Source organism: Brevundimonas sp. VNH65, from assembly GCF_049445955.1.
GTDB lineage: Bacteria > Pseudomonadota > Alphaproteobacteria > Caulobacterales > Caulobacteraceae > Brevundimonas.
Window position 1 is genome coordinate 316,511 of sequence record NZ_JBMSDX010000001.1, and the last position, 25,419, is coordinate 341,929.

Genomic DNA, 25,419 nt, shown 5'->3' on the forward strand with positions numbered 1-25,419 from the left:
CGGGCCGGGGAAAAGCGCCGGCCTGACCCTGCGTCACCGTTGTCGCGGAGAGATCGGGCGGCTTATGTGCGACCGACATCAGACGGGATCGGCGCCAAGGCCGACGACGAGGGGAGACGAAACATGGAACTGTTCGACCTGAGCGGGAAGGTGGCGATCATCACGGGATCGTCCAAGGGCATCGGCAAGGCCATCGCCGAGCGGATGGCGGAGCACGGCGCCAAGGTGGTGATCTCGTCGCGCAAGGCCGGGCCGTGCGAGGAGGTCGCCCAGGCGATCAACGCCAGGCACGGGGAGGGCCGGGCCATGGCTATCCCCGCCAACATCGCCTCGAAGGAGGATCTGCAGCGGCTGGTGGACGAGACCAACGCCGCCTGGGGCCGGATCGACATCCTGGTCTGCAACGCGGCGTCCAATCCCTATGCCGGTCCGATGGCGGGGATCAGCGACGAGCAGTTCGAGAAGATCTTCCATAACAATGTGCTGGCCAATCACTGGCTGACCCAGATGGTCGCGCCGCAGATGCTGGAGCGGAAGGAGGGCGCGATCCTGATCATCTCATCGATCGGCGGCCTGAGGGGCAACAGCCTGATCGGCGCCTATAACGTGTCCAAGGCGGCGGACATGCAGCTGGCGCGGAATCTGGCGGTGGAGTGGGGGCCGTCGAACGTGCGGGTCAACTGCATCGCGCCGGGCCTGATCCGGACCGACTTCGCCAAATATCTGTGGGAGAACCCCGAGGTGCTGGAAAAGACGGTGGAGCCCAATCCGATGAAGCGGATCGGCGAGCCGGATGAAATCGCCGGGGCGGCCCTGTTCCTGTGTTCGAAAGCGGCGTCCTATATGAACGGCCAGACCCTGGTCGTGGACGGCGGACTGACGATTGCCTGGTGAAGACGAGAACAGAACGCGCTCAAGCAGCCCGGAGGGCGGTAGCGCAGAAAAGCCGCGCTCAAGCAGCCCGGAGGGCGGTAGCGCCAGAGGCGGCCTCCGCCAGGACCTTATCTGGCGGCTGGAGGCGGCGGCGTTTCAGGCGCTGTTCGGCTTTCTGCGGCTGATCGGGGTTGAGGGGGCGTCCGCGTTCGGCGGCGGCCTGTTGCGATGGTTGGGGCCGCTGACGGGCACGCACAAGACGGTGCGGCGCAATCTGGCGATCGCCTTTCCCGACATGGATGCGGCCGAGCGCGACCGGCTGGCGATCGATCAGTGGGAACAGACGGGGCGGACCTTCGCCGAACTGGCGGTCATGGACCGGCTAACGCCCGAGGGCGGTCGGGTGGAGGTGGTCGGGCTGGAGCGGTTGCATGCGGTGCGCGACAGCGGCCGGCCGGTGGTGCTGATTTCGGGGCACCTGGCCAACTTCGAGGTGATGGCCGCGGTGATCATGGCGGCCGGCGTGCCGTGCCAGGTGACCTATCGCGCGGCCAACAATCCCTATGTCGACGCCCTGATCCGCAAGAGCCGCGAACGCTATGGCATCCGGCTGTTCGCGCCGAAGGGGGACGGCACGCGCGAGCTGATGGCCGGGATGAAACGGGGGGATTCGATCGCCCTGCTGGTCGACCAGAAATACAACCAGGGGCCGGAGGTCGAATTCTTCGGCCAGCCGGTCAATGCGTCGCCCGGCGCGGCGCGGCTGGCGCTGAAGTTCGGGACGGTGATGCTGCCGCTGTCGGTGGTGCGGCTGCCGGGGGTGCGGTTCCGGGTGACGGCGCATGAGCCGATCGCGGTAACGGGAGACGACAAAGGCCAGGCCGTGCTGGAGGGTATCCAGGCCGCCAACCGGTTCGTCGAGGACCGGGTGCGCGAAGCGCCGGTCGACTGGTTCTGGGTGCACAAACGTTGGCCGGACGCGGTGTACCGCGCCCTGATCGAGTCAGACTTCCGCTGAGGCGAAGTCTTCCGGCACGGCCTTGGGATCGTCTGCGCGACGGAACGGCCCGGGGTAGTTGGGCACCTTGAGGCGACGTCTGTCCGGCCCGAAGTAGCCTTCGGTCTTGACGAAGGGGCGGGGTCTGAGGACCACGGCCTTGATGCGGTCAAACACCGCCTTGGCGGTAATCGGCTTGGCCACGAACTCGTTCACCCCGGCGTCGCGCGCCTCCGTGACGCGGCTGCGCTCGGAATGGCCGGTCATCATGATGATCGGCAGATAGGGGTCGGCGCTGTCGGGGCTGTTGCGGACCAGGCGGGTGAACTCGACGCCGTCCAGAGGGAACATGTTGAAGTCGACGATCGCCAGGTCGATGGCATGTTCGCGCAGGGCCTGCAGCGCGGCGGCGCCGTCGCCGACCTCATGGATCGTGCGAACGCCGGCCGACTGAAGGATGGCGGAGGTGATGGTCCGCATGTGCTGGTTGTCGTCCACCAGCAGCACATTGACCGATTGAAGGCCTGACATCGGAGACTCTAAATCCACGTTCGCTGTAAGGTGAAGTATCAGAACACCTTAGGCGCGCATAGCGGATGATACGCCCGGAAACGGGGAATGTGGACGGCCGGGCTCAGGCGGCCGACGCCGCCCGGCTGAGGAACTCCGAGGGACCGGCGTAGGGCTCTTGCAGGGGCGCGGACCAGTAGCGCAGGGCCGTCAAGGGAATCCGTCTGCCCGTGACGGCGCAGACGACATGATCGCCGGGGCGCAGGACGGCGAATTCGCCGTCGCCGTAGTGCAGTTGGGCCGACTGGCCGGCGGCAGGAGATGCGTTCATCCGGACATCCTAGCGAGGCGAGGTCTGGCGGGGGAAGGGGGTCTCAGAACAGATCGCCCTGACCTGGGGGCGCGGCGCGCGGCTTCGCCGTTCGGGATGGCGGTGACGCGGCGGGAGCGGCGGCGTCCGCGCCGTCGATCCGGGCGCCGCGTGCGCCGTCGGGGAAGACCAGGCGGACAGCCTGGCCCGGCGACAGGGCGGCGGCGGAGGCGATCATCCGACCCTCGGCGTCGTCGATGCGGGCGAAGCCGGGCTTGGGCGTCAGGGGGTTGAGGCTGTTGAGCGCCCGGGCCAGACCGGTCAGCCGGTCCTCGGCGCGGTCGAGGCGGCGGCGCATCGGCGGGGACAGGCGCGTCGCCGTCGCGGCCAGGCGGTCGGCCCGGCGTTCGACCGCCCGGTCCAGCAGGCCGCGGCCGAACCGGCCGCCCAGGGCGGCGAGGCGGCGCTCGTGCACGGCGGCGTTGCGGTGCAGGGCCGCGCCCAGACGGCTGGCGGCGTGATCGAGGCGTTGCTGGGCCAGGGCGGTCAGGTCGTCCGGACGGGCGGGCAGGCCGCGCGCGACGGCCATCAGGCGGGTGCGGCGATCCTGAAGCCCGCGCGTCGCCGCGCGGTTCAGCCGCTGATCCAGGTCGGCGACGGCGAAGCGGAGTTCGGCCAGCACCGGAGTGGCGATCTCGGCGGCGCCGGTGGGGGTCGGGGCGCGGCGGTCGGAGACGAAGTCGATCAGGGTTGTGTCGGTCTCGTGCCCCACCGCCGAGATGATCGGGATGCGGGCGGCGGCGACGGTGCGGGCCAGACCCTCGTCGTTGAAGCACCACAGATCCTCGACCGAACCGCCGCCGCGCGCGACGATCAGCAGGTCGGGGCGCGGGACCGGGCCGGACCCGTCGAGCGCGTCGAAGCCGCGGATGGCGGCCGAGACCTGGCCGGGCGCGGCGTCGCCCTGAACGACCACGGGCCAGACCAGGACGCGACAGGGCCAGCGGTCGGCGATGCGGTGCAGGATGTCGCGGATGACCGCGCCGGTCGGGCTGGTGATGACGCCGATGGTCGCCGGGAAGGCCGGCAGGGGCTGTTTGCGGGCGGGGTCGAACAGGCCCTCTTCGCGCAGCCGGGTCTTGAGACGCTCCAGCTGGGCCAGCAGGGCGCCGGCGCCGGCGGCCTCCATCGACTCGATCACGATCTGATAGGACGAGCGCGCCGGATAGGAGGTGATCTTGCCGGTGACGATGACCTCCAGCCCCGTCTCGGGCTGGACGCCGAGGCCGCGCACGGCGCCCTTCCACACGACGCCGTCGAGGGCGGATTTGTCGTCCTTGAGCGTCAGATAGACGTGGCCGGAGGCGTGGCGGTTGACCTTGGAAATTTCGCCCCGCAGGCGGACATGGCCGAAGCGGTCCTCGAGCGTGCGTTTGAGGGCGAATGACAGGTCCGAGATCGACAGGGGCGGATTGTTGTCGCGTGGCGCCTCGGCCGGGGTCTCGCCCTCGAAGATGTAGTCGTCGCTCATGGGGGGCATCTAAGCCGAATTTCCCAGGGCTGTAAGGCGGCCAACGCACATTCCGTGCCTCCCGGCGCAGGCCGGTATCCAGGACGCGAGTGGCGCTGACCGGCGTGCTGATGGCGGAGCTTCCCAACTGGACCCCGGCCTGCGCCGGGGTGCACGGTGGAGGACGCAGCGGCCGTGGCGGCTGGCGGCCAAGGGCGAAACTTGCGAGGTTGGCGGGCCGACCGCGAAGGAGACCGTCATGGCCGATCCGTCCGACGCCGATCCCGAAAACCGCGACCCGGAAGAGGTCGAGATGCAGCGTCGCAGCGACCTGCCGACGCTGAGCCCCTGGCTGATCCTGGTCGTGATCGCGATGCTAGCGGTGGGAGTCTATGCCGTGTCGGCGCTGCTTTGACGGCGGCGGCGGCTTGACCGCGCCGCGGCGGGCGGCCATTCGGCCCGCATGAACATCCTGCTTGTCGGTTCCGGCGGCCGCGAACACGCCCTGGCCTGGAAGATTGCACAGTCGCCGCTGAAGCGTCGGCTGGTCATCGCGCCGGGAAATCCGGGGATGGAGGGGCTGGGCGAGATGCGGCCCGTCAAGGCCGATGACGCGGAGGGCCTGGCGGCGCTGGCGCAGGAAATCCACGCCGACCTGGTGGTGGTGGGCCCCGAGGCGGCGCTGGCGGCGGGTCTGGCCGACCGGCTGACCGCCCTGCACATCCCCTGTTTCGGGCCGACGGCGAAGGCGGCGCAGCTGGAGACGTCGAAGGCCTTTTCCAAGGGCTTTCTGCAACGCCACGGCATTCCGACGGCGGGATACGGCGTCTATGAGGACGTCGCCTCGGCCAAGGCGGCGCTGGACGCCTATTCGGCGCCCTATGTGATCAAGGCGGACGGTCTGGCGGCGGGCAAGGGCGTGGCGATCAGCCCCGATCGCGCCGACGCCGAGTTCGAGATCGAGCGGATGCTGGGCGGCCGGTTCGGCGAGGCCGGGGCGCGCGTCGTCATCGAGGAGTTCATGGACGGCGAGGAAGGCTCGCTGTTCGCGCTGTGCGACGGCAAGGAGGCCGTGCTGATCGGCGGCGCCCAGGATCACAAGCGGGCCTTTGACGGCGACGCCGGGCCGAACACGGGCGGGATGGGCGCCTATTCGCCCGCTCCGGTGCTGTCGGAGGCCGTGGTGGCCGAGGCGCACGCCCGCGTGGTCCAGCCGACGCTGGACGGGATGGCGGCCGAGGGCGCGCCTTATCGCGGGGTTCTGTACGTCGGGCTGATGATGACGGCCGAGGGGCCGAAGGTGGTGGAGTTCAACGCCCGGTTCGGCGACCCGGAATGCCAGGTGCTGATGATGCGGCTGGACGGGGACATCGTGCCCTATCTGCTGGCCTGCGCGCGGGGGGACGTGTCGCATCTTCCGCCGCCACCGCTGAAGCCCGGCGTGGTGATCTGTGTGGTGTTTGCGGCCAAGGGCTATCCCGACAGCCCGCTGACCGGGTCGATCATCCGGGGGGCGGAGCAGGATTTCGGACCGCACGTCCAGGTGTTCCACGCCGGAACCCAGCGCGACGCCGAGGGGCGGCTGATCGCCGCCGGCGGGCGGGTGCTGAGCGTCTGCGCGGAAGGCGCGGATGTGGCCGAGGCGCGCGAGCGGGCCTATGCCGCCATCGCGGCCATCGACTGGCCGGGCGGCTTCTGCCGGTCAGACATCGGCTGGCGTGCGCTGAACCGCTGAGACGTCCGCCTGGTTGTCAGAAGCTCAAGGCTGCGCTTCGACGACATCGGCGAATGGCGGTTCATCACAGTGGACACCACGAGATCACCACGCACACGACGAGATCTCGTTGTGCCCGCTGTGATGGATGGACCATCAGAGGGGGTCCGCTATCGCGGGATATCGCCTATGCTCAGCCGGCCGAAACGTGATCCCGGCTTAGGTGTAGGCGAACAGCAGGCGGCCGACGCCCATGCGGTCGCGCAGCATCGGCAGGTCGGCGTGGGCGGTGGAGAAGCAGCCGTAGCTGCGGCCCAGCTTGCCCTCGCGAGCCAGGAAGGTCGGATCGGCGTAGTCGGCGCCGTGGATGATGATGGCCCGGTCGCGCGCGCGGTCGTTCGAGTACTCCAGCCCGTCGAGCAGGACGTTCGGTCCCTGTTGCGGTCCCCAGCCCGGACCGGCGGTGGCGTAGGCGCCGAGCGAGGACATGTGGCTGTCGGGCGTGTTGGAGAAGTCGCGGGCGTAGCCGGAATGCTGGGGGTCCGAGCCGCGGCCGTGGCTGGTGCGGAAGGCCGTGACGTGGCCGGAATAGAGGTCGACCTCGAACAGACGCTCATCGCCCGAGAATTTGCGGAAGTCGACGATGTACATGCGGTCGCGCAGGGGGACGCGGCGGTGGTGGACGTCGAGGGCAGCCATGGCGCGCTGCATCAGTTCGGGACGGACCCGGCGATAGGGATCGAGCGGCGGCGGGGCGATGACCGTCTGGGCCGGATGGATGGCCGGAGGCGGGGGCGCGGGCGGCGCGACGGGCAGGGCCTCGGCCAGGAGGGCGGCGCTGGGCGTCTTGGGTCCTGCGCTGGCGCAGCCGGCCAGCAGGGCGGAGCCGCCCAGGATGAGGCCGCGCCTGGAGAGTGCTTCGCGCGAAAGCTGCATGCTGCGCCTTTGTCGATGGACCCCGAAGGCGGTTTTGTCCCCGATCGGGGGGCCGGTTTCAACCTCGGCCTTGGCGCGAAGTCGCGAGGCGGTATGGTGAAGCGAGTCCTGGGAGGGGAAATCATGAAGAGCCTGGCCTGTATTGCGGCCCTGATGGGGCTGAGCCTGGCCGTTTCGGCCGCCGCGCAAACCCCGGCGACGCCGCCGGTTTCCCCCGAGGCGGGAACCACGTTCGTGCAAGTGGGGCGGCTTCTGGACGACCCGTCCACGGGCCAGGTGAAGCGCGATAAAACTCTCGTGATCCGAGGGAACCGGATCGTCGAGGTGCGCGACGGTTTCGTCGGGGAGGGGAATGTCGTCGATCTGAGGTCGTCGTTCGTTCTGCCCGGCCTGATCGACAGCCATGTGCATCTGACCGGCGAGCAGAGCCCGACCAGTCGTCTGGACGGGGTGACGCAGTCCAACGCGGATCAGGCCTTTATCGGGGCGCGGAATGCGCGCAAGACGCTGAACGCCGGCTTCACCACCGTGGCCGATCTGGGGGCGACGGGGGAATCGATCTTCGCCCTGAGAAACGCCATCGCGCGCGGCGACGTGCCGGGGCCGAGGATCATCGCGGCCGGGGACGGGGTGTCGATCCACGGCGGCCACGGCGACGTCAACGGATACCGCGAGGACGTCATGCACATCTTCTCGGGCGAGAACATCTGCTCGGGGCCGGAGGACTGCATGCGGGCGGTGCGGCTGCAGGTGCGGTCGGGCGCGGACATCATCAAGATCACGGCCACGGGCGGGGTGCTGTCGAACACGGCGGCGGGTCTGGGGCAGCAGTTCAGCGACGCGGAACTGGCCGGGATCGTCGAGGCGGCGCACAAGATGGGCCGTCAGGTCACGGCCCACGCCCATGGGGCGGACGGGATCAACAGCTTCCTGAGGGCCGGGGGCGACTCGATCGAGCACGGCACCTATCTGGACGAAGAGTCGATCCGGCTGATGCGGCGCGAGGGGGTGTGGCTGGTGCCGACCCTGATGGCGGGGGACTTCGTCTATCGCATCGCCTCGGGGCCGAACAACTTCTTCACCCCGGCCCAGACGGCCAAGGCCCTGGAGGCGGGACCGAAGATGCTGGACATGGCGCGCCGCGCGCATGAAGGCGGGGTCCGCATCGCCTTCGGCACCGACAGCGGCGTCTCGGCCCACGGCGACAACGCCGGGGAGTTCGCCCTGCTGGTGCGGGCCGGGCTGACGCCGATCGAGGCGATCCAGACGGCGACGGTCAATGCGGCGGCGCACCTGAGGCTGTCGGACGAGGCCGGACGGCTGGCGGTCGGCATGCCCGCCGACCTGATTGCGGTGGCGGGCGATCCGCTGACGGATGTGACGGAGCTGGAGCGGGTCCGGTTCGTGATGAAGGGCGGACAGGTGGTGCGGGCGGATTGAATTTGTGTCTCCTCCCTGCGCCGTCGGCGTGGGGAGGTGGCGCGGCGCGCCTTGCGCCGTGACTGAGGGGTTCTTTCCGCATCACCCAAGACCGAGCGGTTTCAAGAACCCCTCCACCGCTTCGCGGTCCCCCTCCCCATCTGCGATGGGGAGGAGATGGATCAGGCTGCTCGTTCGGCCAGAAACGCCGCGAACCCCGCTTCGTCCTCGAAGCGGGCGGTGACCGGCCATGAGGTGACGTGCGGGCGCCGGTCGGGCGGGAGGCGGACCCAGTCTTTTTCCGTGGTGATCAGGGCGGCGTCGTGGAGGGCGGCGCGGTCGTCGAGGAAGGCGAGGTCGGCGGGCTTCAGTTCGGCGTGGTCGGGGAAGGGGACGAAGTCGCGCAGGTCGGCGCCGGCGGCGATCAGGCTGCGCTCGACCTTCCACGGCTTGGCGATGCCGGCGAAGCCGACCAGGGGGCCGGGCGGGGGCGGGCTGTCGGGCGTCAGCCGGGCGATGAAGACGGGCAGGTCGCCGAAGGTCGCGACCAGTTCGGGATCGGCCGTTTCCATGTCGGTGGGCAGGAGGATGACCACGGCGTCGGCGCGGGCCAGGCCGGCGTTTAGCGGTTCGCGCATGGGTCCGGAGGGGAAGACGGCGCCGTCGCCGAAGGGCCATTCGTCGTTGCGGGTCTCTCCGTCGACAACGACGAGGCTGAGGGTCTTTTTCAGAGCCGTGTTCTGGTGGGCGTCGTCGAGGACGAGGGCCTGGGCGCCGTCAGCAGCGGCGGCGCTGGCCCCGGCGGCGCGGTCGCGGGCGATCCAGGCCGGAGCCTGCTGGGCAAGCATCAGGGGTTCGTCGCCGACGTCGGCGGCGCTGTGGGCGGCGGGATCGACGCGAACCGGGCCCTCCAGCCGACCGCCGTAGCCGCGCGAGAGGGCGTGGGCGTCGGTTCCCGAAGCGCGGAGCAGGCGGAGGACCTCGCGGGCGACCGGGGTCTTGCCTGACCCGCCCATGGTCAGATTGCCGATGGAGACGACCCGCACGCCGGGATCGAAGGGCGTGGCGCGGGCGATGCGGCGGGCGGTGACGGCGGCCCACAGCCAGGAAGCGGGCCGCAACATCAGCCGCATCATGCGGGCGTGGCGGCTGTCGCGCTCATACCACCAGCGGGGGGTGTTGAGTTTCATGTGAGCGCACCGACTTCCTGCTCCCCTCGGGGGAGAAGGTGGCAGGCGGAGCCTGACGGATGAGGGGGCTGGTTCAGTATATCCTCATGGTGAAAGCTGAGGCCCAAGTCGGCAGCCCCCTCATCCGGCCCTGCGGGCCACCTTCTCCCCCGGTGGGGAGAAGGAAGGGACCGGTGGGTCATGGCTTTCCCCTGTCCGGCATCAGGGGCGTCAGGGCGGTCCACAGGCGGTCCAGGCCGGAGCCCGCGTCGACGGCGGCGCGCCGGGCGCGTTCGCCCATGGCCACGGCGGCGGCCGGGTCGGTGAGAAGCGGCGCAATGACGGCGGGCAGGTCGGAGGGGGTCTGGACCACGGTCAGGCCGCCCGCCTCGACCAGAAGGGCGGCGACGGCGCGCCAGTTGGAGGCGTCGGGGCCGCTGATCGTCGGCTTGCCGAGGCGGGCGGGCTCGAGCGGATTGTGGCCGCCGACGGGCTCCAGCCCTAGCGCGGGGGCGAAGCTGCCGCCCATGACGACGACGTCGGCCAGGCGCAGGAACAGGCCCAGTTCGCCGAGGGTGTCGGCGATGTGGACGGCCCCGTCGGCGTCCGGCGCCTGGCCGAGCGAGCGCAGGCTGACGGCGAAGCCGGCCGCCGCGAGGTCTGCGCCGATGGCCGGGCCGCGCTCGGGGTGGCGGGGGACAAGGATGAGACAGATCGGCTGGGCGAGGTTTGACAGGGCGCGGGCCAGCGCCAGCTCCTCGGCCTCGTGGGTGCTGGCCACGACCACGACGGGCAGGTCGCCGATTGCGGCGCTGAGGCGGCTGAAGGCGGCGGCGTCATGGGGCAGGGGCTCGCCCGAGAGCTTGAGATTGACCTCGCCGTCGATGCGTCCGCCCATGGCCGAGAGGCGGTCGGCCGAGGCCGGATCCTGGGGCAGGATCAGGTCGAAGGTCGACAGCAGGCGCCGCGCCATGCCCGGCGCGCGCTTCCAGCCGTCGGCGGACTTTTCGGTGACGCGGGCGCTGACCAGGGCCAGGCGGACGCCGCGCCGGTCGGCCTCGACCAGCAGATTGGGCCAGAGTTCGCTCTCGACGAAGACGCCGAGGCTGGGGCGCCAGTGATCGAGGAAGGCGGCGACGGCGCACGGGCCGTCGATCGGGGCGTACTGGTGGATGACGCCGGGCGGCAGCCGCCGGGCCATCAGGTCGGCCGAGGTGACGGTGCCGGAGGTGACCAGAACGGTGAGGTCGGGGCGACTGCGGCGGAACCGCTCGACCAGGGGCAGGAGAGACAGGGTCTCGCCCACACTGACGCCGTGCAGCCAGACCAGGTCGCCGTCGGGTCGGGCGACGCCGGGGACGCCGAGGCGTTCATCGACCCGGGCCGGGTCCTCCTTTCCCTGGGCGGCGCGGCGGTCGAGCAGGCGAGGGGCCAGAGGCTCGATCAGGCGCGTGGCCAGCCGGTAGAGGGTGAGGGCGGGGCTCACAGCCGCTCCAGCCCGGTCAGTTCGTCGGCGCGGGCCTCGACGGCGGTCAGGCGGTCGGTCCAGGCCAAGGCCACCTTAGAGGGGGCGACGTCAGAGGGGGCCGCGTCGTCGGGATAGCGGTCGATGTCCCAGACGATGGCGCCCTTGCCGAAGGGCAGTGGCAGGATGGCGCGGTCCCAACTGCCCAGGCGGATCGCCGGATTGCAGGACAGGCCGATGAACAGGACGGGGGCGCCGGACAGTTTGGCCATGACCGCAAGGCCGTCGCCCATCTGGCGCATCGGGCCGCGCGGGCCGTCGGGGGTGAGGGCGACGCCGCCGACCTTGAGCTGGCGCAGGGCGTCGCGCAGGGCGGCCGATCCGCCTTTCGCCCGGTCGGCCTTGTCCTTGTTGGCGGAGGAACCGCGAATGGAGGGGAAGCCGACCTTGCCCATGGCGCGGGCGATGAACTGGCCGTCGGGGGACAGGGACACGATGGCGCGCACCTCCTGCGCCCGGTGGTGCGGCCAACAGGCGGGGGTCAGGCTGATGCGGGAATGCCAGAAGACGCAGATGACCGGACCTCCGTCGGCCCAGACCTGTTCGGCGACGGCTTCGTTCTCGCGGGTCCAGCGGATGGTGGCGACGCAGAAGCGCATCCAGCCGGCCAGGAGATTGGCCATGACGGTCTGGATGACCGGGTTGCGGAGGGGCCTCACGGGATGACCTGCCCTTCTCCCCTCGGGGGAGAAGGTGGCCCGGAGGGCCGGATGAGGGGGGTGTCTGCCCAGAGCGCAGTTATTGAGATGGGGAGCGGCTGAATCAGCCCCCTCATCCGTCTCGCTTCGCGAGCCACCTTCTCCCCCGAGGGGAGAAGGAAAACCGGACGCCGCCTCACGTGACCGCCTCGATCGCGGGCGCGCCGTCGAGCGACTGTTGGCGGGCGAGGCGGGCGTAGAGGCCGCCCTGGGCGACGAGGGAGGCGTGGTCGCCCTGCTCGACGACCCGGCCCGCCTCGATGACGTAGATGCGGTCGGCGTTGCGGACGGTGGACAGGCGGTGGGCGATGGTCAGGGTCGCGCGGCCCTGCATGAGGCGTTCAAGCGCGGTCTGAACGGCGGCCTCGCTCTCGGTGTCGAGGGCGCTGGTGGCCTCGTCGAGCAGCAGGATGGGGGCGTCCTTGAGGAAGGCGCGGGCGATGGCGATGCGCTGGCGCTGGCCGCCGGACAGGCGCAGGCCCGCCTCTCCGGCGCGGGTCTGATAGCCCTCCGGAAGGGCGAGGATGAAGTCGTGAGCGGCGGCGGCGCGGGCGGCGGCCTCGATCTGGTCCTGGCTTGCGTGGGGACGACCGTAGGCGATGTTGGCGGCGATGGTGTCGTCGAACAGGAAGGGCTCCTGGGTGACCAGGGCGATGCGGTCGCGCAGGTCGTGCAGCCGCACGTCACGCACATCCACCCCGTTCAGGGTCACGACGCCGGCCGTCACGTCATAGAAGCGCGGCAGGAGGCTGAGGATCGTCGACTTGCCGCCGCCGGACGGGCCGACCAGAGCCACAGTCTGGCCCGGCGCGACGGTCAGGGAGACGTCGGAAAGGGTCGGGGCGCCGCCCTCCGCCGCGGGCGCATAGGCGAAGCTGACGCGGTCGAAGGCGACGGTCAGGGAACCGGCGGGCACGGGCCGGGGCGCGGCGGCCTCGCGGATTTCGGGCTGGATGTCGAGGGAGGCGAACAGGCGACGAGCGGCGGTCAGGCCCTCGGTCATGACGGTCTGGAGGTTGGTGACCTGGCGCAGCGACTGGCCGGCGGCCATGAGCAGGCCGATGAAGGCGGCGAAGGCGCCGACGCTCATGTCGCCCTCACGCGCGCGCCAGCCCGCATAGGCCATGACGGCGGCGACCACGATCATGGCGACCAGATTGCTGAACGGCCCGGCGAAGGCGCGGCTGTCGGCGGACTTGATGACGTGACGCTGGCGACGGGCGACGACCTCGCCGACGCGGGCCTGTTCGGCGGCCTCGCGGTTCTCGATCTTGATGAGCCGGACGCCGTCGAGGTTCTCCATCAGGGCGGTGGAGAGGGTCTCGGTCTCCTTCATCGCGCCGGTGGTGGCCTTTTTGGTGCGGCGCGAGAACCGCCGCATGACGAGCGAGATCAGAGGCACGCCCAGGAGGACGATCAGGGTCAGGCGCCAGTCGATGAAGGCCATGGCGGCGATGACGGCAACCAGGGTCAGGCTGTGCTGGGTGTAGTTGACGACGCCGTTGGTGAAGGCCTCGCGCACCAGATTGGCGTCGAACAGGACCTCGGAGACGAAGGCGCCGGAGTGGCGGCTGCGGAGGCGGCCGAGGTCGGCGCGGATCATGGCCCCGAACAGGCGGATCTGGATGTCGCCGACGATGCCGTGGCCGAGGCGGTTGACCAGGGCCGCCTGACCCAGCGACGCCAGGGTCCAGACAAAGGCGACGCCGACGATGGCCAGGGGGATGACGACCAGGGCCTGGCCCGGCGCGATGTCGATGAAGCCCCACAGCTTCATGGGGGCGGTCTGGTTGAGGAACAGGCCGTTGATGGCCGGCTCCAGCAGTTTCAGCGTCAGGGCCGACAGACCGCCCGCCGTGGCGGCGCACAGCATCGACAGGAACAGGGCGGCCCGGTGATGCGAGAGATAGTCGCGCCAGATGCGCGCCAGGAGGGGGCGGAGGGGTTCCTTCTCTTCGTGGCCGGCGGGCGTCGTCATCGGAGGGAGGTCGGACGGACGGACGGGGAAGTCAAGCGGAGAGGCCTGGCGGCGCGATCAGTAGTGGAACCGGCACTGGACGATCTCAAGCTGCTGATCCGGCGGGGAGCCGGATACACGGTAGACGAGGCGATGTCCCTGATTGATCCGACGCGACCACCAGCCCTTGAACTCGTTCTTGAGCGGTTCAGGTTTGCCCAGGCCTCTGAAAGGATCCCTTCGGGCCTGTTCGATCAGGGTGTTGAGGCGAGCCAGGGTGTCAGGGTCTGTCTCCACCCAATGCAGATATTGCGCCCAGGCCCGGCTGGTGAACAGGACCTTCACGGCTCGATCAGGTCACGCTCCGCCGCGTCGCCGGCTTCGAGTTCGGCGATCGACGCCCGCAAGGCCTGGGCGTTTGCGGGCGTGGACAGCAGGTATTGGGTCGCTTCCATGGCGTTCCAGTCCTCAAGCGACACGATGACCACCGCCTCGCCCCGTTTGCGGGCGACCACGACCGGGCTGTGGTCGTTGACCACCTGATCCATGACGGACTTCAGATTGGCGCGGGTCTCGGAGAAGGTCAGGACGTCCATGAGATGAATATGTACGATATCCTGTACATTTCAAGGCGGGTGACGGTGTGGCGACCAGTCGCTATCTGAAGCTCATGGCGCGATACGATCTTTCGACCCGTTGGGGCCGGTTCAGGGCCCATTGGGACTATGTGTGGGGGGATCACGCCTTCCTGCGGCGGTGGTTCATGAACGCCCACTGGCTGGGGCCGGATCTGGTCAGGACCAACCAGCCGTCGCCGCGTCAGCTGGCCTATTGGAAGTCCAAGGGGATCAGGACGGTCATCAACCTGCGCGGGGCGCGGGACGAGGCCTATTACTGGCTGGAGAAGGACGCCTGCGAGCGGCTGGGGCTGACGCTGATCGACGCCCCGCTGGATTCGCGCGATGCGCCGGAGGGCTATCGGGTGCGGCGGGCGAAGGACCTGTTCGAGACGATCGAATATCCGGCGCTGATCCACTGCAAGTCGGGGGCGGATCGGGCGGGGCTGATGGCGGTCTTCTATCGCCACTTCCATCTGGGCGAGCCGATGGCCGTGGCGATGGAGCAGCTGTCGAAAAAGTACCTGCATCACCGCGAGGGGCTGACGGGGGTGCTCGACTATTGGGGCGAGAAATATATCCGCGAGGTCGAGCCGACGGGACGCGGCGTCCTGGAGTGGGTCGAGGGCCCCGACTATGACCCCAAGGCCGTCCGCGCGGAGTTCAAGGCCGGATGGTGGGGGACCCTGCTGACCGAACGGCTGTTGAAGCGGGAGTAGGGCGTCAGCCCCAGGGACCGGTCTTGGGGCGGTCGTTGTCTTCGCCGGCCAGTTCGGCGTCGCGGCGGGCCTTGCGGGCGGCCTCCCAGTCGCGGAACCATTTGATCGAGCGCTTCTCGCGCCGGAGCGCCGCGATCCAGAGGGCGAGCACGGCCAGCAGGCCGCACAGGGAGGCGATCTCCTGGCCGCCCATTTCCAGTCCGAACAGGGTCATGGGCGAGGCTCCGGCGCCGGGGCGGCGACATGGCTGAAGGGGTCGGCGGAGGGCGCGACGAAGACGTCCGGCCGCTGGACCGACGGGGCGGGCGTGGACAGGGCCTTGGTCAGCGGCGATCGCCGCGCGCGGCGCGCGGCGTCGCGCGCCCAGGCGTCGATCAGCGGCACGGCCGCCGCGACGATGCCGACGCCCAGTGCGATCAGGAAGAGGACGACCAGGAGCGGGGTCATGGAGCCTCGCCTCCCGTCCTCAGTGGGCGGCGTCGCCGCGCGGGTCGATCATCTTGTGCGCGTGCAGGATGAAATACCGCATGTGGGCGTTGTCGACCGTGGCCTGGGCCCGGGCCTTCCAGGCGTCCTTGGCCTCGGCGTAGCTGCCGTAGGCGCCGACGAACTCGACCTTTGACAGGTCGCGGAACACCGGGGCGTCCAGGTGGCGGAGCTCGCCGCCGATCACGAGGTGAAGAAGTTGCGGGGCGTCGGTCATCACGGGTTCCGTCAGAAGGGTCTCGGGGAGGCAGAGAGCGCCTATTGCAACGACTTTGGGCCGGAATGCAGGCGCCCCCGACCAAAGTCGCTCAGTTTCCGAGCGGAATATGCCGAGTACGGGCGATGATCAACGGATGGAGCGCCGCGGTTGAGCAGACCATGCCTGGTTGGCGAGGATCGGGGCGGTTGAAGCGCCAGGGTTCGCCGTGATGATCGGTGACGATCGCCCCCGCCTCGGCCGCGATCAGGGCGCCGGCGGCGACATCCCAGTCCCAGCGCGGGGTGAAGGCGACGGCCGCGTCGAACAGGCCGGACGCGACGAGACTGAGACGGTAGGCGAGGGCGTTGCGGTTCTCGAACCGCAAGGGCGGCCAGGGCTCGGGCCAATAGAGGTCGCGAAAAATCTGGGCGCTGGCCAGGACGCCGGCGCCTTCCAGGTCGTAGGTCGAGGACGCCTGGATCGGTCGGCCGTTGAGGAAGGCGCCGCCGCCGCGTGTGGCGACGTAGGTCTCGTTCAGCATGGGCGCATGGACCACGGCGGCGACGATCTGGCCGTCCTCGACCACGGCGATGGGAATGCACCACCAGGGCCGGTCCTTCATGAAGGCGACGGTGCCGTCGATGGGATCGACGACGAAGATGCGGCGCTTCTCCAGCCGGTCGGGGGTGTCGGCGGTTTCCTCGGACAGCCAGCCATAGTCGGGACGCGCCGACAGCAGCAGGTCCTTGAGGAGGGCGTCCACGGCGTAGTCGGCGCTGGTCACCGGCGAACCGCCGGGCTTGGATCGGACGGAGACCCCCTTGGCGCGCTCGGCCAGGGCCAGGGCGCCGGCGTCCAGGGCGGCGGCCCGGATCAGATCGAGATCGGGGCCGAAGTCGCTCATTTTCCGGCGATCGCCACGGCGTCGAAGAGGAGGGACGGGCTGTTGAAGCCGCCGCGGAATTCCAGATCGGAGCCGGCCACGAGGCGGGCCCAGAGGTCGATCAGGTTTCCGGCGACGGTGACCTCGCTGACCGGATGGGCAAGGTCGCCGTTCTCGAACCAGAAGCCCGACACGCCGGCGGACCAGTCGCCGGTGTTGGCGTTCAGGGACGGGCCGAACATGGAGGTCACCAACAGGCCGGTTCCCGCCTGACGGCGCAGGGCTTCGGCGTCGGCTTGGCCCGGCGAGAGGTGCAGATTGTGGGTCGAGACGCCCGACGGGCCCGCCAGACCGCGCGAGGCGTGGCCGGTGCTGGCCAGACCGAGCTGGGCGGCCGAGGCGAGGTTGAGCAGCCAGGTGGTCAGGACGCCGTCGTCCACCAGATTGCGGCGTTGAACCGCCACGCCCTCGTCGTCAAAGGGGGCGGAGCCGAGACCGCGCGTGCGAAAGGGGTCGTCGATCAGATCGACGCCGCCGGGCAGGACCTTCTGACCCAACCTGTCCTTCAGGAAGGAGACGCCGCGCGCGACCGAGGGGCCGGAGATGGCGCCGAGCAGCGGCGACAGGACCTGGGTGGCGACGCGGTTCTCGAAGATGACGGGGGCGGTGGTCGAGGAGATCTTGCGGGCGCCGACGCGGGCGACGGCGCGGCGACCGGCCTCCTGGCCGATGCTGTCGGCGTCGGGCAGGTCGGACAGCCAGCGGGTGGAGCGGCTCTCGCCGCCGCGTTCCATGGCGCCGTCCTTCTCGGCGATGACGCCGACGCCCAGGCTGAAGGCGGAGCCGCGGTAGGTTCCGTCGAATCCGGCCGAGGTGACCAGCCGCCATTCGCTGGTCGAATGGGAGGCGTGGCCGCCCTCTGACCGGGCGACGCCGGGCACGGACAGGGCCGCGGCCTCGGCCTGGGCCGCGGCGGCTTCCAGATCGGCGGCGGTGCGGTCGGAAGGGTCGAACAGTTCGAGGTCGGGATAGGGTGGAGCGCTGAACTGGTCAGGCTCGGCCAGGCGGGCGTAGGGATCGTCGGGGGCGAGGCGGGCCATGGCGACGGCGCGCTCAACCAGGCGATCGAGGGTCGTCTGGGACAGATCGGAGGCGGAGACGGTCGCCTGACGCCGGCCGACAAAGACGCGAAGGCCGATGTCGCGCGATTCCTCGCGTTCGACGTCCTCCAGGTCGCCATTGCGGACCCCGACCGAGGCGGCGCGGCGTTCGGAGGAGACCGCCTCGGCCGCATCGGCGCCGGCCTTGCGGGCGGCGGCGATCAGGTCGTGCAGGCGTTCGGTGGCGGAAGGCGAGGCGTCGGACATGGGCCGGATATGGCCGACCGCCTTCGCGACTGCAATGCAGCGACGTCGGATCAGTCCGGCGCGGCGCCCTTCAGCAGGCCGGGGAAGTCCGAAAACAGGGCGTCGGCGCCGAGGTCGGCGAAGGCGCGGGCGTAGGCGGTCATGTCGCCGTGGGCGGCCGGGTCGTCCGTGCTGCGTAACTCGGCCGGGAGGAAGAGGTTCTCGGCGCGCAGGGTCCAGATCGAGACCTTGAGGCCCGCCGCATGGGCGTCGGCGATCAGGGCGGTGGGGGCGGTGGTTCGGCCGTCCGCGTCGCGCGGTAGAACAAGGCCCGTCTCGACACCGATCCATTGGGCGTAACGGGAGATGGCGGCCAGACCCGGAGGCGTAGCCATGGCGGCGTAGGTGAGGTCCGGGCGGTCGACGGGGCCGCCGGCGGAACTCATCAACTGCAGCAGGGGCGTGTCGACGCGGGCGGAGAGACGTTCCAGCGGCCCGACCTCGAAACACTGGACCAGGACCGGGGCGTCGGCGCCGGTCAGACCCTCGCGATGCAGGGCGGCGAGGAAGGCCGCCTCCATGTCCAGACCCAGGGCGGCGAAATGGGAAGGGTGTTTGAGCTCCGGCGCGACCCAGAGGGTGCGGCCGGTGCGTATGGACTGCTCGCGGGCGATGTCGACGACGTCGGCGAAGGTCAGGATGCGCTGGTCGGCGAAGGCGGTGTTGGCGGGCCGCAGGGCGGGCAGGCGCTCGCGGGCGTGGAGGGTGCGGAGCTCCTGAAGGGTGAAGTCCTCGGTGAACCAGCCGGTGACCGGGCGGCCGTCGATGGCGCGCGTGGTGCGGCGATCGGCGAACTCGGGGCGGTCGGCGACGTTCGTGGTCTCGCCGATCTCGTTCTCGTGACGCACGACCAGATGGCCGTCCTTCGACATGACCAGGTCCGGCTCGATGACGTCGGCGCCCTGAGCCACCGCCAGCTCATAGGCGGCGCGCGTATGCTCGGGTCGTTCGCCGGAGGCGCCGCGATGGGCGATGATCAGGGGAGACGTTTGGGCCAAGGCGGGCTCGACAAAGAGAAGCAGGAGAGTGGCGGCGAAGAGGGCGCGGAACATGCGCCCGCTCATAGGGGCGCCGGGCGACGCGGCGATGACGGATCAGCCCGCGCGGGCCAGCAGAGTCCGGGCCTGGCGGATGGAGGCGACGTCGATCATGCGGCCGTCCAGAGTGACGGCGCCGCGACCCTCTGCGGCGGCCTGGTCCATCGCATTGAGGATGCGCCGAGCCTGGTCGAGCTCGGCCTCGGCGGGGCTGAAGACGGCGTTGATCGTCTCGATCTGGCCGGGGTGGATGGCCCACTTGCCGTCGAAGCCCAGGGCCGCCGTGCGTTCGGCAGCGGTCTTCAGGCCCTCCAGATCGGCATGGGCGGACCAGGGGCCGTCGAGGACGCGCAGGCCGTTCGCGCGGGCCGCGACCAGCAGGCGCGAGAGGGGATAGTGCCAGGGATCGCCGGGATAGGCGGCCATGCCCTCGCCGATGACGGTGGTGCGGGCGCCGGTCGAGGCGGCGTAGTCGCCGGGGCCGTAGTGCAGGGCCTCGATGCGCGGGCTGGCGGCGGCGATGGCCTCGACGTTCATCAGGCCCTCGGCGCTCTCGATGATCAGTTCGAAGCCGACGGGATTCCTGCGGCCGAACTCGGCCTCGACCTGGGTGACCAGCCGGTCGAGCGCCAGGACGTCGCCGACATTGTGGACCTTTGGCAGCATGATGAGGTCCAGCCGGTCCGACGACTGGGCCAGGACATCGACGACGTCGCGCCAGGTCCAGATCGTGTCCCAGGCGTTGACCCGCACCGACAGGGTCTTGTCGCCCCAGTCCAGTTCGCGCACGGCCTGGGCGGCGTTGATCCGGGCCTGGTCCTTGTCGGCCGGGGCGACGGAGTCCTCCAGATCGAGAAAGACCACGTCGGCGTCGCCGGCCGCCGCCTTCTCGATGAAGCGCATCGAGGAGGCCGGGACCGACAGCTGGCTGCGGTTGCGGCGGACAGGGACGGAGGTCTGGATGAACATGGCCGCCTAGATGCGCCGGAAAGGGCGGGAGAGGCAATCCGTGGGGTGACGGCCGGGGATAGGGCGTCGCACCAAGGGATTGTTGCGAAACGGCGTTCGGCTGCTAACGTCAGTCGGGACAGACGTGGAGGGAGGCGAAGCGGTGAGGACGGTACTGGCGGTTGCGACGACCCTCGGCCTCGCCGCAACGTGGGCAGGGCAGGCGTCGGCCCAGGCGCGGGTGCGGCCGATCAACGACCGCATCGTGGAGGTGTTTCGCCCGACCGTCGATCATTCCGGCAATCGCGCGCTGGGCGTTGTGGTGCGCCAGGAGACGATCCCGAACTTCGCGGCCGTGACGATCCGTCTGCCTCGGCCGATCGACGCCCAGGTGTGCATGACCGTGACCAGCGTCGACGGGCGCTACACCGCCAACGCCACCTATCGGGTGAAGACGTCGGACCGCACGGCCATACTGGAGTTTCCGACCGGCAAGCTGGGCCGGGAGGCGCGGTATGACGGCGTCGATCTGGCGGTCAGCGCCAGGGTGGGGTCCTGTCAGACGACCGCGCCGGTGCTGGTGGCGACCTGGACCAGCGCCAGTCCGACGGCGGACGTCGGGTTCGCGGTCAATGCGGGCAACGGCGCCTCGGCCTTCATGATCGAGCCGGGACGGGGTCGGGTCGCCTGCGACTCCCTGCTGCGCAGCCGGCCCGGGCGAGCCAGCGCGGCGATGACCCACATCTGCTGGGTCAGTTCCGCGAGACTGGGCGACAATCGCGACATCCGCGTGTTCCGCGAGACGCCGGCCGGCCGCGACACGGAGATCGTCTTTCCCCTGTATGGCGCGGCGCCGCGTCGGTGACCGCGTCGCCGCCGACACCGGAACCGGAGACGGCCCCCAAGGCGCCGACCCGATGGCGGCGGGCCGCGATCCTGGCGACAGGGGTCGCCCTGGTGCTCGGGGCGCTGACCGTGGCCTGGCTGGTCTTTCTGGCCCCGGCGTTTCGCGTGTCGCCGACGCTGGAGCATGAGGCGACCACCTCGATCGTCGAGTTCGAGGTCCTTGAGCGGCCCGAGACGGTCTGGAACCTGCCGGAAAAGACCGCCCTGCTACCGGGGATCGAGAACGACGAACCGGTCACGATCGAGAAGGCGCTGGGACTGGGGCCGTTGGTCATGCCGCGCGGGACGTCGGTCCGCGTCGTACGTCTGAGGGGCGCTCCGCTGGCGTTGAGGATCGAGGGAACGGATGGCGAGCCGCCGTATCTGCTGGACGCGACCGGTCGGACCGAGCTGCCGGTGGGCAGCCGGATCCAGGTCGGGAGGCCGGGCCTGACAACCGGCGCGTCGGGGCCGACGGAGGGGTGCCCGGCGCCGTTGCCGCATCTGACCTTCCGCGCCTCCGGATCGACCATCGTAGGGGCGCCGGTGGCGTTCGACGCCTTCGACGATCCCGAGACCCTGGCCTTCTTCACGCCGGAGCAGTTCGCCGACCGGATGCAGCCGCCGATGCTGGAGGCGGGTCGGGTGACGGTGTTCGGACGGACCCTGATCCGCAAGGAGACCTATCGCGCCGACCAGTTTGACCTGCAGGCCGGGGACGTGGTGCGGATTCCGCCGCCGTCCGCCAAGACGGGGGCGTCCGGGGAGTTCATTCTGCAGGTTTCGGGATGCGAGCCGCTTCGTGTGTACGGCCTGGCCAGCGCGCACGGGATGTCGATCCTGCGCATGGGGGGCGACGCCACCGAGATCCGGTTGTCGGCGTGGCATATCGTGACCCGGGAGCCGACGGTGTCGTTCGTCCTGAGCTTCGTGGCGCTGCTGGTCGCGGTGCTGACCGGGATCAAGGCCTACGATGACGTGCGGAAGATCTGGATTCGGTGCTGGCGGGCGCGCGCGGAGCGCCCGAAGGGAGGCGCCGGCGATCCCGGCGGGAGTGAGGATGTTCCGTAGAATCCGACTGATGGCTGTCGCGGCGGTGATGTTCGGGGCTCTGGCCGGGCCTGCGGCCGCGCAGATGGTCTATATCGACGCCGGGGACGGCGCGGAGGGGCGGGGCGTGGCGATGCGCGCCAACGGGCGGTGTTACGCCCTGGCGCCGGCGCATGTGGCGAACCTGGGCGGAAGCTTCACCGTGCGCGGGCTGGGGCGGACCACCAGTCGGGCCAGGGTAGTCAAGACGTTCGACAATTCGGAAGCCGGCGCTCCGGTGGACCTGGCGATCTTCGAACTGGAGCCCGGCGGCGATGTAGCGTGCGACCAGGCCCTGCCGGACACCCAGACAATCTCGCGGACGTTGCAGGCCGCGTCGCAGGTCATCCTGCAAAGGGTCAATGCGCGCGGAGAGTTGCGAAACTCGCCGGCGCTGATCCGGAACGTGTCGCCGGGAGATCTGTCTATGTCGGTGAGCAGCGATCCCGATGATCAACTGCACCAGGGCGACAGCGGGAGCCTGGTGGTCGCGGACCGGGTGCCGGTCGCCATGTTCGTGTCCAAGACCGAGGACGGCGGCTCCGCGCGCTATATCGCCATCCGGCTGGATACGATGCTGGCCCTGGCCAACAACTATTTCGCCAGCCTGCGGGCGCCGGTGCGGGCGTTTCAGTACCGGTCGTTCGAGGTGGTGGATCAGACGGCGACCGGATTGCAGGCTCGGCCGTCGGGGACCGCGGCGACCCTGCCGAGGTTCATCGCCTCCCTGGCGCCAGAACTGCGCGCGGAAACCGAAAGACTACTGTCCGGCACGCGGGGCTTTCCGCCGATCGACAACCAGTCGAGCGCCGACCAGGTGGCGACCGGCGCTCATCTGAGCCTGGCGGTGATCAATGTCGACGCCGTGCGCAATTCATGCCGGTCGCGTCGCGGCAAGCTGTTCGGCATCGAGACGACCTATTTCGAGGCGACGACCCCCGGGTCCATCTGCATCAACGGTTTCCAGCAGTTCCGCAGCATCCTGAGGATCACCTTCCGGATGTCCGGCATGGCCGAGGAGGGGACGGGCGGGGCGCGCGCGCCGATCGTCAGCCAGTTCAGCCTGGTGGTTCCCGATGACACGGGCCAGATCACCCTGCCGCTCACCGGCGAGCTCAGCCAGCGGCTGTGCGCCGCGACCAAGGGAGCGGTCGAGCGGCTGGCCCCGGTGCGGGGACGCCCGTCCGGGGGCGGGCTGTTCACCTCGAACGAAATCGTGCCGAATCTGGCCAATCAACGGCTGCGTGTGGCCTGCTGATTTCAGCGGGTGAGGCGCACAATCGCCCCTTCGGCCGGGTCGCCGCCGTGGTCGGCGAGGGCGCGGACGACGCGGGCGGCGGCCTCGAGCCCCTGATGTTCGACGAGGGTGATCCAGGGATGGGCCGGGTCGGTCACGTGCTGGAAGAAGGTCTTCTGGTCGGCCAGGAAGCGGTCGTAGAAGGCGTGGAGCGTTCCGCGCTCACGGTGGCGGTCCAGGGTGGTGGCGGCGAAGAAGAACTGTGGCCTTGGGCCGACCAGTTCGGGGTCGTCCGTCGGGAAGGCGTCGCCGAGGGTGGAGCCGACAAGGCAGTCATAGGTCAGGTCGTCGCCGAACCGGGCGTGGACGCGACGGCGCAGATCCGGATCGCCGGCGAGGTCGAGGTAGAGGGTCGGGACGCCGGTCGGCAGGGTCTCGATCCGGTCGTAGAGATCGACGGAATCGTAGGCGCCGAGCCCTTCGACGAAGTCACGATTTCGGGCGCTCGTCAGGGCGATGACCTCGATGTCGTCATTTCCCAGCGCCCAGGCGGCGCCGTAGGCGGTCTTTGACGAGGCGCTGGCGACGACGATGCGTCGCGCGCCGAAGAAATCGTTGTCCCGCAGGAAGTCGACCGCCGTGTAGGAGGTGACGAACAGGGGGCGGAAGATCGCCTCGGCGTTTTCCAGGGCGGGGTCGTAGTGCCGGTCGGCGGCGCACAGGACGTAGCGGTTGTAGATGTCCGGCACGGCCTTCCGCCAGGGCGAGGCGTCGGCGAAGCCGCCGCGCGAGTAGCCGAAGACGCGGGCGCCGACGTCGATTCCCTCTGCGCGTGAGGCCACGACGTCGGCGAAGCCCCACACCGGCATGAGGCCATAGCCGTCGCGGCCGGTGGGAAAGACCTTCCAGTAGCCGATCGCGTCGCTCGTCACGAGCAGTCGGACCTGATGAAGATCCGCACCTTCATCTTCCTGCACCTGCTGGGGCCGGCGATGGGGCAGTCGGTCATCGTCTTCCTGTACAAGGCGTCGACGGTCGTCACCTGGCAGTTCTGGGTGCTGGAGGCGGCGGTGGCGTCGTTCTGGGCGGTGCCGCTGCTGGTCAAGCATTCCAAGTCGCTGGCCTGGCCGACCTTCACCTCGGTCCAGGTGCTGGTCTTCATCAGCCTGTTCGGCGCCTATCACTACGGCGGGATCAGCTCGCCTTTCCTGCCCTGGCTGCTGATCGCCCTGCTGCTGGGCTTCTTCTATATGGCCGAGCGCACGCGCACCGTGCTGACGGGCGTGATGATCCAGCTGCTGGTCTTCATCGGCGCGCGTCTGGTGATGGGGGATTTCCCGGAACTGCTGCCGCTGGCCAGCCTGAAGACGGTGAACCTGATCTCCATCCTGGCGGCGCTGGCCTACATCACCATGCTGTCGATGTACTATGAGACCGTGATGCGGGCGAGCGCCGGCCTCGAGAAGTCGATGCGGGAGCATATGGCCAACGCAGAGGTCCTGCGTGACGCGATGCAGAAGGCCGAACAGGCCAGCCAGCAGAAATCGATCTTCCTGGCCAAGATGAGCCACGAGCTGCGCACGCCGCTGAACGCAGTGATCGGCTACTCCGAGATGCTGCGCGACGACCTGGAGGACACGCCGGCCAACAGCCAGCGCGCCGACGATCTGGACCGGATCAACGCGGCCGGTCGCCATCTGCTGGCCCTGGTCAACGACGTGCTGGACCTGTCGCGTATCGAATCCAACCGCGAGGAGGTCGTGATTGAGGCGGTCGACGTCGCCCAGCTGGTGCGCGAGGTCATGGCGACTGCGGCGCCGCTGGTGTCGAAGAAGGACAACCGGCTGGTGTTCAAGATGGCCGGCGAGCCGGGCGTGATCGGCGCGGATGCGCTGAAGCTGCGCCAATGCCTGCTGAACCTGCTGTCGAACGCCGCCAAGTTCACCTCGCGCGGGACCATCACCCTGAGCGTGGCGCGCCACGAACGCGTGGACGGCGACCGGCTGGTGCTGGAGGTGCGGGACACCGGAATCGGCATGAGCGAGGACGGCCTGAAGAAGCTGTTCCAGGCCTTCAGCCAGGCCGAGGCGGACACGTCGCAGAAGTTCGGCGGCACGGGCCTGGGCCTGGCGCTGACGCGGCGGTTCTGCACGCTGATGGGCGGCTCCATCAATGTGGAATCCAAGCCGGGGCAGGGCTCCTGCTTCATCATCGACCTGCCGGCCCGCGCCGTCGATCCAGCGCCCGCGCGCGACGACGAGCCGGCGGCTGCCGCCCTGGCGGGAGCGGCCTGAA

At 69.8% G+C, this 25,419-nt stretch carries 28 protein-coding genes; 10 read left to right on the top strand and 18 right to left on the bottom strand.

Annotation, left to right across the window (positions count from 1 at the left end; all coding sequences use genetic code 11):
• Nucleotides 1-123 precede the first annotated feature (123 nt).
• Entirely contained in the window at nucleotides 124-894 is a 771-nt protein-coding gene (locus tag ACO2Q1_RS01560) for an SDR family NAD(P)-dependent oxidoreductase (RefSeq protein WP_423327785.1), read from the top strand.
• Nucleotides 895-1,003: 109 nt separating this feature from the next.
• Entirely contained in the window at nucleotides 1,004-1,891 is an 888-nt protein-coding gene (locus tag ACO2Q1_RS01565; protein WP_423328232.1) for a lysophospholipid acyltransferase family protein, read from the top strand.
• On the opposite strand, the gene ACO2Q1_RS01570 is transcribed toward ACO2Q1_RS01565, so the two are convergent.
• The 3 genes from ACO2Q1_RS01570 to xseA all read right to left on the bottom strand — a co-directional run bounded on the left by ACO2Q1_RS01570 (nucleotide 1,877) and on the right by xseA (nucleotide 4,221).
• Nucleotides 1,877-2,401, bottom strand: a complete 525-nt coding sequence (locus ACO2Q1_RS01570) for a response regulator (protein WP_423327786.1) — start codon at nucleotides 2,399-2,401, stop codon at nucleotides 1,877-1,879. The genes ACO2Q1_RS01565 and ACO2Q1_RS01570 overlap by 15 nt on opposite strands.
• A 103-nt stretch (nucleotides 2,402-2,504) precedes the next feature.
• The gene (locus ACO2Q1_RS01575; RefSeq protein ID WP_423327787.1) at nucleotides 2,505-2,711 is read right to left on the bottom strand and encodes a DUF2093 domain-containing protein; all 207 of its coding nucleotides are present in this window, start codon (nucleotides 2,709-2,711) and stop codon (nucleotides 2,505-2,507) included.
• A 43-nt stretch (nucleotides 2,712-2,754) separates the two neighbouring features.
• Nucleotides 2,755-4,221: an exodeoxyribonuclease VII large subunit gene (xseA, locus tag ACO2Q1_RS01580; RefSeq protein ID WP_423327788.1), complete on the bottom strand. Its 1,467-nt coding sequence runs from the start codon at nucleotides 4,219-4,221 to the stop codon at nucleotides 2,755-2,757.
• Between the two features lie 238 nt (nucleotides 4,222-4,459).
• Between xseA and ACO2Q1_RS01585 the strand changes: the two genes are divergently transcribed.
• Together ACO2Q1_RS01585 and purD are read left to right on the top strand one after the other, a co-directional pair.
• On the top strand, nucleotides 4,460-4,615 hold the full coding sequence (locus ACO2Q1_RS01585; protein WP_423327789.1) for a hypothetical protein: 156 nt from the start codon (nucleotides 4,460-4,462) through the stop codon (nucleotides 4,613-4,615).
• 48 nt (nucleotides 4,616-4,663) lie between these two features.
• On the top strand, nucleotides 4,664-5,935 hold the full coding sequence (gene purD / locus ACO2Q1_RS01590; RefSeq protein ID WP_423327790.1) for a phosphoribosylamine--glycine ligase: 1,272 nt from the start codon (nucleotides 4,664-4,666) through the stop codon (nucleotides 5,933-5,935).
• Between the two features lie 198 nt (nucleotides 5,936-6,133).
• On the opposite strand, the gene ACO2Q1_RS01595 is transcribed toward purD, so the two are convergent.
• Complete coding sequence (locus ACO2Q1_RS01595; RefSeq protein WP_423327791.1) at nucleotides 6,134-6,850, bottom strand: murein L,D-transpeptidase catalytic domain-containing protein; 717 nt, start codon at nucleotides 6,848-6,850, stop codon at nucleotides 6,134-6,136.
• A 123-nt stretch (nucleotides 6,851-6,973) separates the two neighbouring features.
• On the opposite strand from ACO2Q1_RS01595, the gene ACO2Q1_RS01600 reads away from it, so the two are divergent.
• On the top strand, nucleotides 6,974-8,290 hold the full coding sequence (locus ACO2Q1_RS01600; protein ID WP_423327792.1) for an amidohydrolase family protein: 1,317 nt from the start codon (nucleotides 6,974-6,976) through the stop codon (nucleotides 8,288-8,290).
• 161 nt (nucleotides 8,291-8,451) lie between these two features.
• Here the strand turns inward: ACO2Q1_RS01600 and lpxK are convergent, their stop codons facing one another.
• From lpxK to ACO2Q1_RS01630, 6 genes are all read right to left on the bottom strand, one after another.
• Nucleotides 8,452-9,459 carry a tetraacyldisaccharide 4'-kinase gene (lpxK, locus tag ACO2Q1_RS01605; protein ID WP_423327793.1) on the bottom strand — a complete coding sequence of 336 codons (1,008 nt, stop codon included), beginning with the start codon at nucleotides 9,457-9,459 and terminating at the stop codon, nucleotides 8,452-8,454.
• A 178-nt stretch (nucleotides 9,460-9,637) separates the two neighbouring features.
• Complete coding sequence (locus ACO2Q1_RS01610) at nucleotides 9,638-10,924, bottom strand: 3-deoxy-D-manno-octulosonic acid transferase (protein WP_423327794.1); 1,287 nt, start codon at nucleotides 10,922-10,924, stop codon at nucleotides 9,638-9,640.
• Nucleotides 10,921-11,622, bottom strand: a complete 702-nt coding sequence (locus ACO2Q1_RS01615) for a lysophospholipid acyltransferase family protein (protein ID WP_423327795.1) — start codon at nucleotides 11,620-11,622, stop codon at nucleotides 10,921-10,923. Before ACO2Q1_RS01615 ends, ACO2Q1_RS01610 begins: the two co-directional genes overlap by 4 nt.
• 175 nt (nucleotides 11,623-11,797) lie before the next feature.
• Nucleotides 11,798-13,639 (bottom strand): ABC transporter ATP-binding protein, encoded by a 1,842-nt coding sequence (locus ACO2Q1_RS01620; RefSeq protein ID WP_423327796.1) that lies wholly within the window; start codon nucleotides 13,637-13,639, stop codon nucleotides 11,798-11,800.
• Nucleotides 13,640-13,696: 57 nt separating this feature from the next.
• Nucleotides 13,697-13,963 carry a Txe/YoeB family addiction module toxin gene (locus ACO2Q1_RS01625; RefSeq protein WP_423327797.1) on the bottom strand — a complete coding sequence of 89 codons (267 nt, stop codon included), beginning with the start codon at nucleotides 13,961-13,963 and terminating at the stop codon, nucleotides 13,697-13,699.
• Entirely contained in the window at nucleotides 13,960-14,214 is a 255-nt protein-coding gene (locus ACO2Q1_RS01630; RefSeq protein ID WP_423327798.1) for a type II toxin-antitoxin system Phd/YefM family antitoxin, read from the bottom strand. Before ACO2Q1_RS01630 ends, ACO2Q1_RS01625 begins: the two co-directional genes overlap by 4 nt.
• Nucleotides 14,215-14,288: 74 nt before the next feature.
• Between ACO2Q1_RS01630 and ACO2Q1_RS01635 the strand changes: the two genes are divergently transcribed.
• Nucleotides 14,289-14,954, top strand: a complete 666-nt coding sequence (locus ACO2Q1_RS01635) for a fused DSP-PTPase phosphatase/NAD kinase-like protein (protein WP_423328233.1) — start codon at nucleotides 14,289-14,291, stop codon at nucleotides 14,952-14,954.
• Nucleotides 14,955-14,958: 4 nt separating this feature from the next.
• On the opposite strand, the gene ACO2Q1_RS01640 is transcribed toward ACO2Q1_RS01635, so the two are convergent.
• From ACO2Q1_RS01640 to ACO2Q1_RS01670, 7 genes are all read right to left on the bottom strand, one after another.
• Nucleotides 14,959-15,168, bottom strand: coding sequence for a hypothetical protein (locus tag ACO2Q1_RS01640; RefSeq protein ID WP_423327799.1), 210 nt, complete (start codon nucleotides 15,166-15,168; stop codon nucleotides 14,959-14,961).
• Nucleotides 15,165-15,401 (bottom strand): hypothetical protein, encoded by a 237-nt coding sequence (locus ACO2Q1_RS01645; protein ID WP_423327800.1) that lies wholly within the window; start codon nucleotides 15,399-15,401, stop codon nucleotides 15,165-15,167. The genes ACO2Q1_RS01640 and ACO2Q1_RS01645 overlap by 4 nt, the downstream gene beginning before the upstream one ends.
• 19 nt (nucleotides 15,402-15,420) lie before the next feature.
• On the bottom strand, nucleotides 15,421-15,657 hold the full coding sequence (locus ACO2Q1_RS01650) for a DUF4170 domain-containing protein (RefSeq protein ID WP_423327801.1): 237 nt from the start codon (nucleotides 15,655-15,657) through the stop codon (nucleotides 15,421-15,423).
• Nucleotides 15,658-15,748: 91 nt separating this feature from the next.
• Nucleotides 15,749-16,543, bottom strand: a complete 795-nt coding sequence (locus ACO2Q1_RS01655; RefSeq protein WP_423327802.1) for a 3'(2'),5'-bisphosphate nucleotidase CysQ — start codon at nucleotides 16,541-16,543, stop codon at nucleotides 15,749-15,751.
• Entirely contained in the window at nucleotides 16,540-17,889 is a 1,350-nt protein-coding gene (locus ACO2Q1_RS01660; protein ID WP_423327803.1) for a TldD/PmbA family protein, read from the bottom strand. Before ACO2Q1_RS01660 ends, ACO2Q1_RS01655 begins: the two co-directional genes overlap by 4 nt.
• Nucleotides 17,890-17,939: 50 nt before the next feature.
• The gene (locus tag ACO2Q1_RS01665) at nucleotides 17,940-18,980 is read right to left on the bottom strand and encodes a glycerophosphodiester phosphodiesterase family protein (protein WP_423327804.1); all 1,041 of its coding nucleotides are present in this window, start codon (nucleotides 18,978-18,980) and stop codon (nucleotides 17,940-17,942) included.
• A 42-nt stretch (nucleotides 18,981-19,022) separates the two neighbouring features.
• Nucleotides 19,023-19,934 (bottom strand): HpcH/HpaI aldolase/citrate lyase family protein, encoded by a 912-nt coding sequence (locus ACO2Q1_RS01670; protein WP_423327805.1) that lies wholly within the window; start codon nucleotides 19,932-19,934, stop codon nucleotides 19,023-19,025.
• 142 nt (nucleotides 19,935-20,076) lie between these two features.
• Between ACO2Q1_RS01670 and ACO2Q1_RS01675 the strand changes: the two genes are divergently transcribed.
• Genes ACO2Q1_RS01675 through ACO2Q1_RS01685 form a run of 3 tightly spaced genes read left to right on the top strand, consistent with a single transcriptional unit; the run spans nucleotide 20,077 to nucleotide 23,145 of the window.
• Nucleotides 20,077-20,778, top strand: a complete 702-nt coding sequence (locus ACO2Q1_RS01675; protein WP_423327806.1) for a hypothetical protein — start codon at nucleotides 20,077-20,079, stop codon at nucleotides 20,776-20,778.
• Complete coding sequence (locus ACO2Q1_RS01680) at nucleotides 20,775-21,869, top strand: hypothetical protein (protein ID WP_423327807.1); 1,095 nt, start codon at nucleotides 20,775-20,777, stop codon at nucleotides 21,867-21,869. Before ACO2Q1_RS01675 ends, ACO2Q1_RS01680 begins: the two co-directional genes overlap by 4 nt.
• The gene (locus ACO2Q1_RS01685) at nucleotides 21,859-23,145 is read left to right on the top strand and encodes a hypothetical protein (RefSeq protein ID WP_423327808.1); all 1,287 of its coding nucleotides are present in this window, start codon (nucleotides 21,859-21,861) and stop codon (nucleotides 23,143-23,145) included. Before ACO2Q1_RS01680 ends, ACO2Q1_RS01685 begins: the two co-directional genes overlap by 11 nt.
• Before the next feature lie 2 nt (nucleotides 23,146-23,147).
• Here ACO2Q1_RS01685 and ACO2Q1_RS01690 read toward each other — a convergent pair whose 3' ends face one another.
• On the bottom strand, nucleotides 23,148-24,056 hold the full coding sequence (locus tag ACO2Q1_RS01690) for a DUF2855 family protein (protein ID WP_423327809.1): 909 nt from the start codon (nucleotides 24,054-24,056) through the stop codon (nucleotides 23,148-23,150).
• Nucleotides 24,057-24,071: 15 nt separating this feature from the next.
• Here ACO2Q1_RS01690 and ACO2Q1_RS01695 point away from each other — a divergent pair, with 15 nt between their 5' ends.
• Nucleotides 24,072-25,418: a sensor histidine kinase gene (locus ACO2Q1_RS01695; protein WP_423327810.1), complete on the top strand. Its 1,347-nt coding sequence runs from the start codon at nucleotides 24,072-24,074 to the stop codon at nucleotides 25,416-25,418.
• Nucleotide 25,419: the final 1 nt, after the last annotated feature.

Bases quoted from the DNA above. Each gene is read 5' to 3' on its own strand.
- ACO2Q1_RS01560 (WP_423327785.1), top strand. From the start codon at position 124: ATGGAACTGTTCGACCTGAGCGGGAAGGTGGCGATCATCACGGGATCG.
- ACO2Q1_RS01570 (WP_423327786.1), bottom strand. From the start codon at position 2,401: ATGTCAGGCCTTCAATCGGTCAATGTGCTGCTGGTGGACGACAACCAG.
- ACO2Q1_RS01575 (WP_423327787.1), bottom strand. From the start codon at position 2,711: ATGAACGCATCTCCTGCCGCCGGCCAGTCGGCCCAACTGCACTACGGC.
- xseA (WP_423327788.1), bottom strand. From the start codon at position 4,221: ATGAGCGACGACTACATCTTCGAGGGCGAGACCCCGGCCGAGGCGCCA.
- ACO2Q1_RS01585 (WP_423327789.1), top strand. From the start codon at position 4,460: ATGGCCGATCCGTCCGACGCCGATCCCGAAAACCGCGACCCGGAAGAG.
- purD (WP_423327790.1), top strand. From the start codon at position 4,664: ATGAACATCCTGCTTGTCGGTTCCGGCGGCCGCGAACACGCCCTGGCC.
- ACO2Q1_RS01595 (WP_423327791.1), bottom strand. From the start codon at position 6,850: ATGCAGCTTTCGCGCGAAGCACTCTCCAGGCGCGGCCTCATCCTGGGC.
- ACO2Q1_RS01600 (WP_423327792.1), top strand. From the start codon at position 6,974: ATGAAGAGCCTGGCCTGTATTGCGGCCCTGATGGGGCTGAGCCTGGCC.
- lpxK (WP_423327793.1), bottom strand. From the start codon at position 9,459: ATGAAACTCAACACCCCCCGCTGGTGGTATGAGCGCGACAGCCGCCAC.
- ACO2Q1_RS01620 (WP_423327796.1), bottom strand. From the start codon at position 13,639: ATGACGACGCCCGCCGGCCACGAAGAGAAGGAACCCCTCCGCCCCCTC.
- ACO2Q1_RS01630 (WP_423327798.1), bottom strand. From the start codon at position 14,214: ATGGACGTCCTGACCTTCTCCGAGACCCGCGCCAATCTGAAGTCCGTC.
- ACO2Q1_RS01635 (WP_423328233.1), top strand. From the start codon at position 14,289: ATGGCGCGATACGATCTTTCGACCCGTTGGGGCCGGTTCAGGGCCCAT.
- ACO2Q1_RS01640 (WP_423327799.1), bottom strand. From the start codon at position 15,168: ATGACCCTGTTCGGACTGGAAATGGGCGGCCAGGAGATCGCCTCCCTG.
- ACO2Q1_RS01645 (WP_423327800.1), bottom strand. From the start codon at position 15,401: ATGACCCCGCTCCTGGTCGTCCTCTTCCTGATCGCACTGGGCGTCGGC.
- ACO2Q1_RS01650 (WP_423327801.1), bottom strand. From the start codon at position 15,657: ATGACCGACGCCCCGCAACTTCTTCACCTCGTGATCGGCGGCGAGCTC.
- ACO2Q1_RS01655 (WP_423327802.1), bottom strand. From the start codon at position 16,543: ATGAGCGACTTCGGCCCCGATCTCGATCTGATCCGGGCCGCCGCCCTG.
- ACO2Q1_RS01660 (WP_423327803.1), bottom strand. From the start codon at position 17,889: ATGTCCGACGCCTCGCCTTCCGCCACCGAACGCCTGCACGACCTGATC.
- ACO2Q1_RS01665 (WP_423327804.1), bottom strand. From the start codon at position 18,980: ATGTTCCGCGCCCTCTTCGCCGCCACTCTCCTGCTTCTCTTTGTCGAG.
- ACO2Q1_RS01670 (WP_423327805.1), bottom strand. From the start codon at position 19,934: ATGTTCATCCAGACCTCCGTCCCTGTCCGCCGCAACCGCAGCCAGCTG.
- ACO2Q1_RS01685 (WP_423327808.1), top strand. From the start codon at position 21,859: ATGTTCCGTAGAATCCGACTGATGGCTGTCGCGGCGGTGATGTTCGGG.
- ACO2Q1_RS01695 (WP_423327810.1), top strand. From the start codon at position 24,072: ATGAAGATCCGCACCTTCATCTTCCTGCACCTGCTGGGGCCGGCGATG.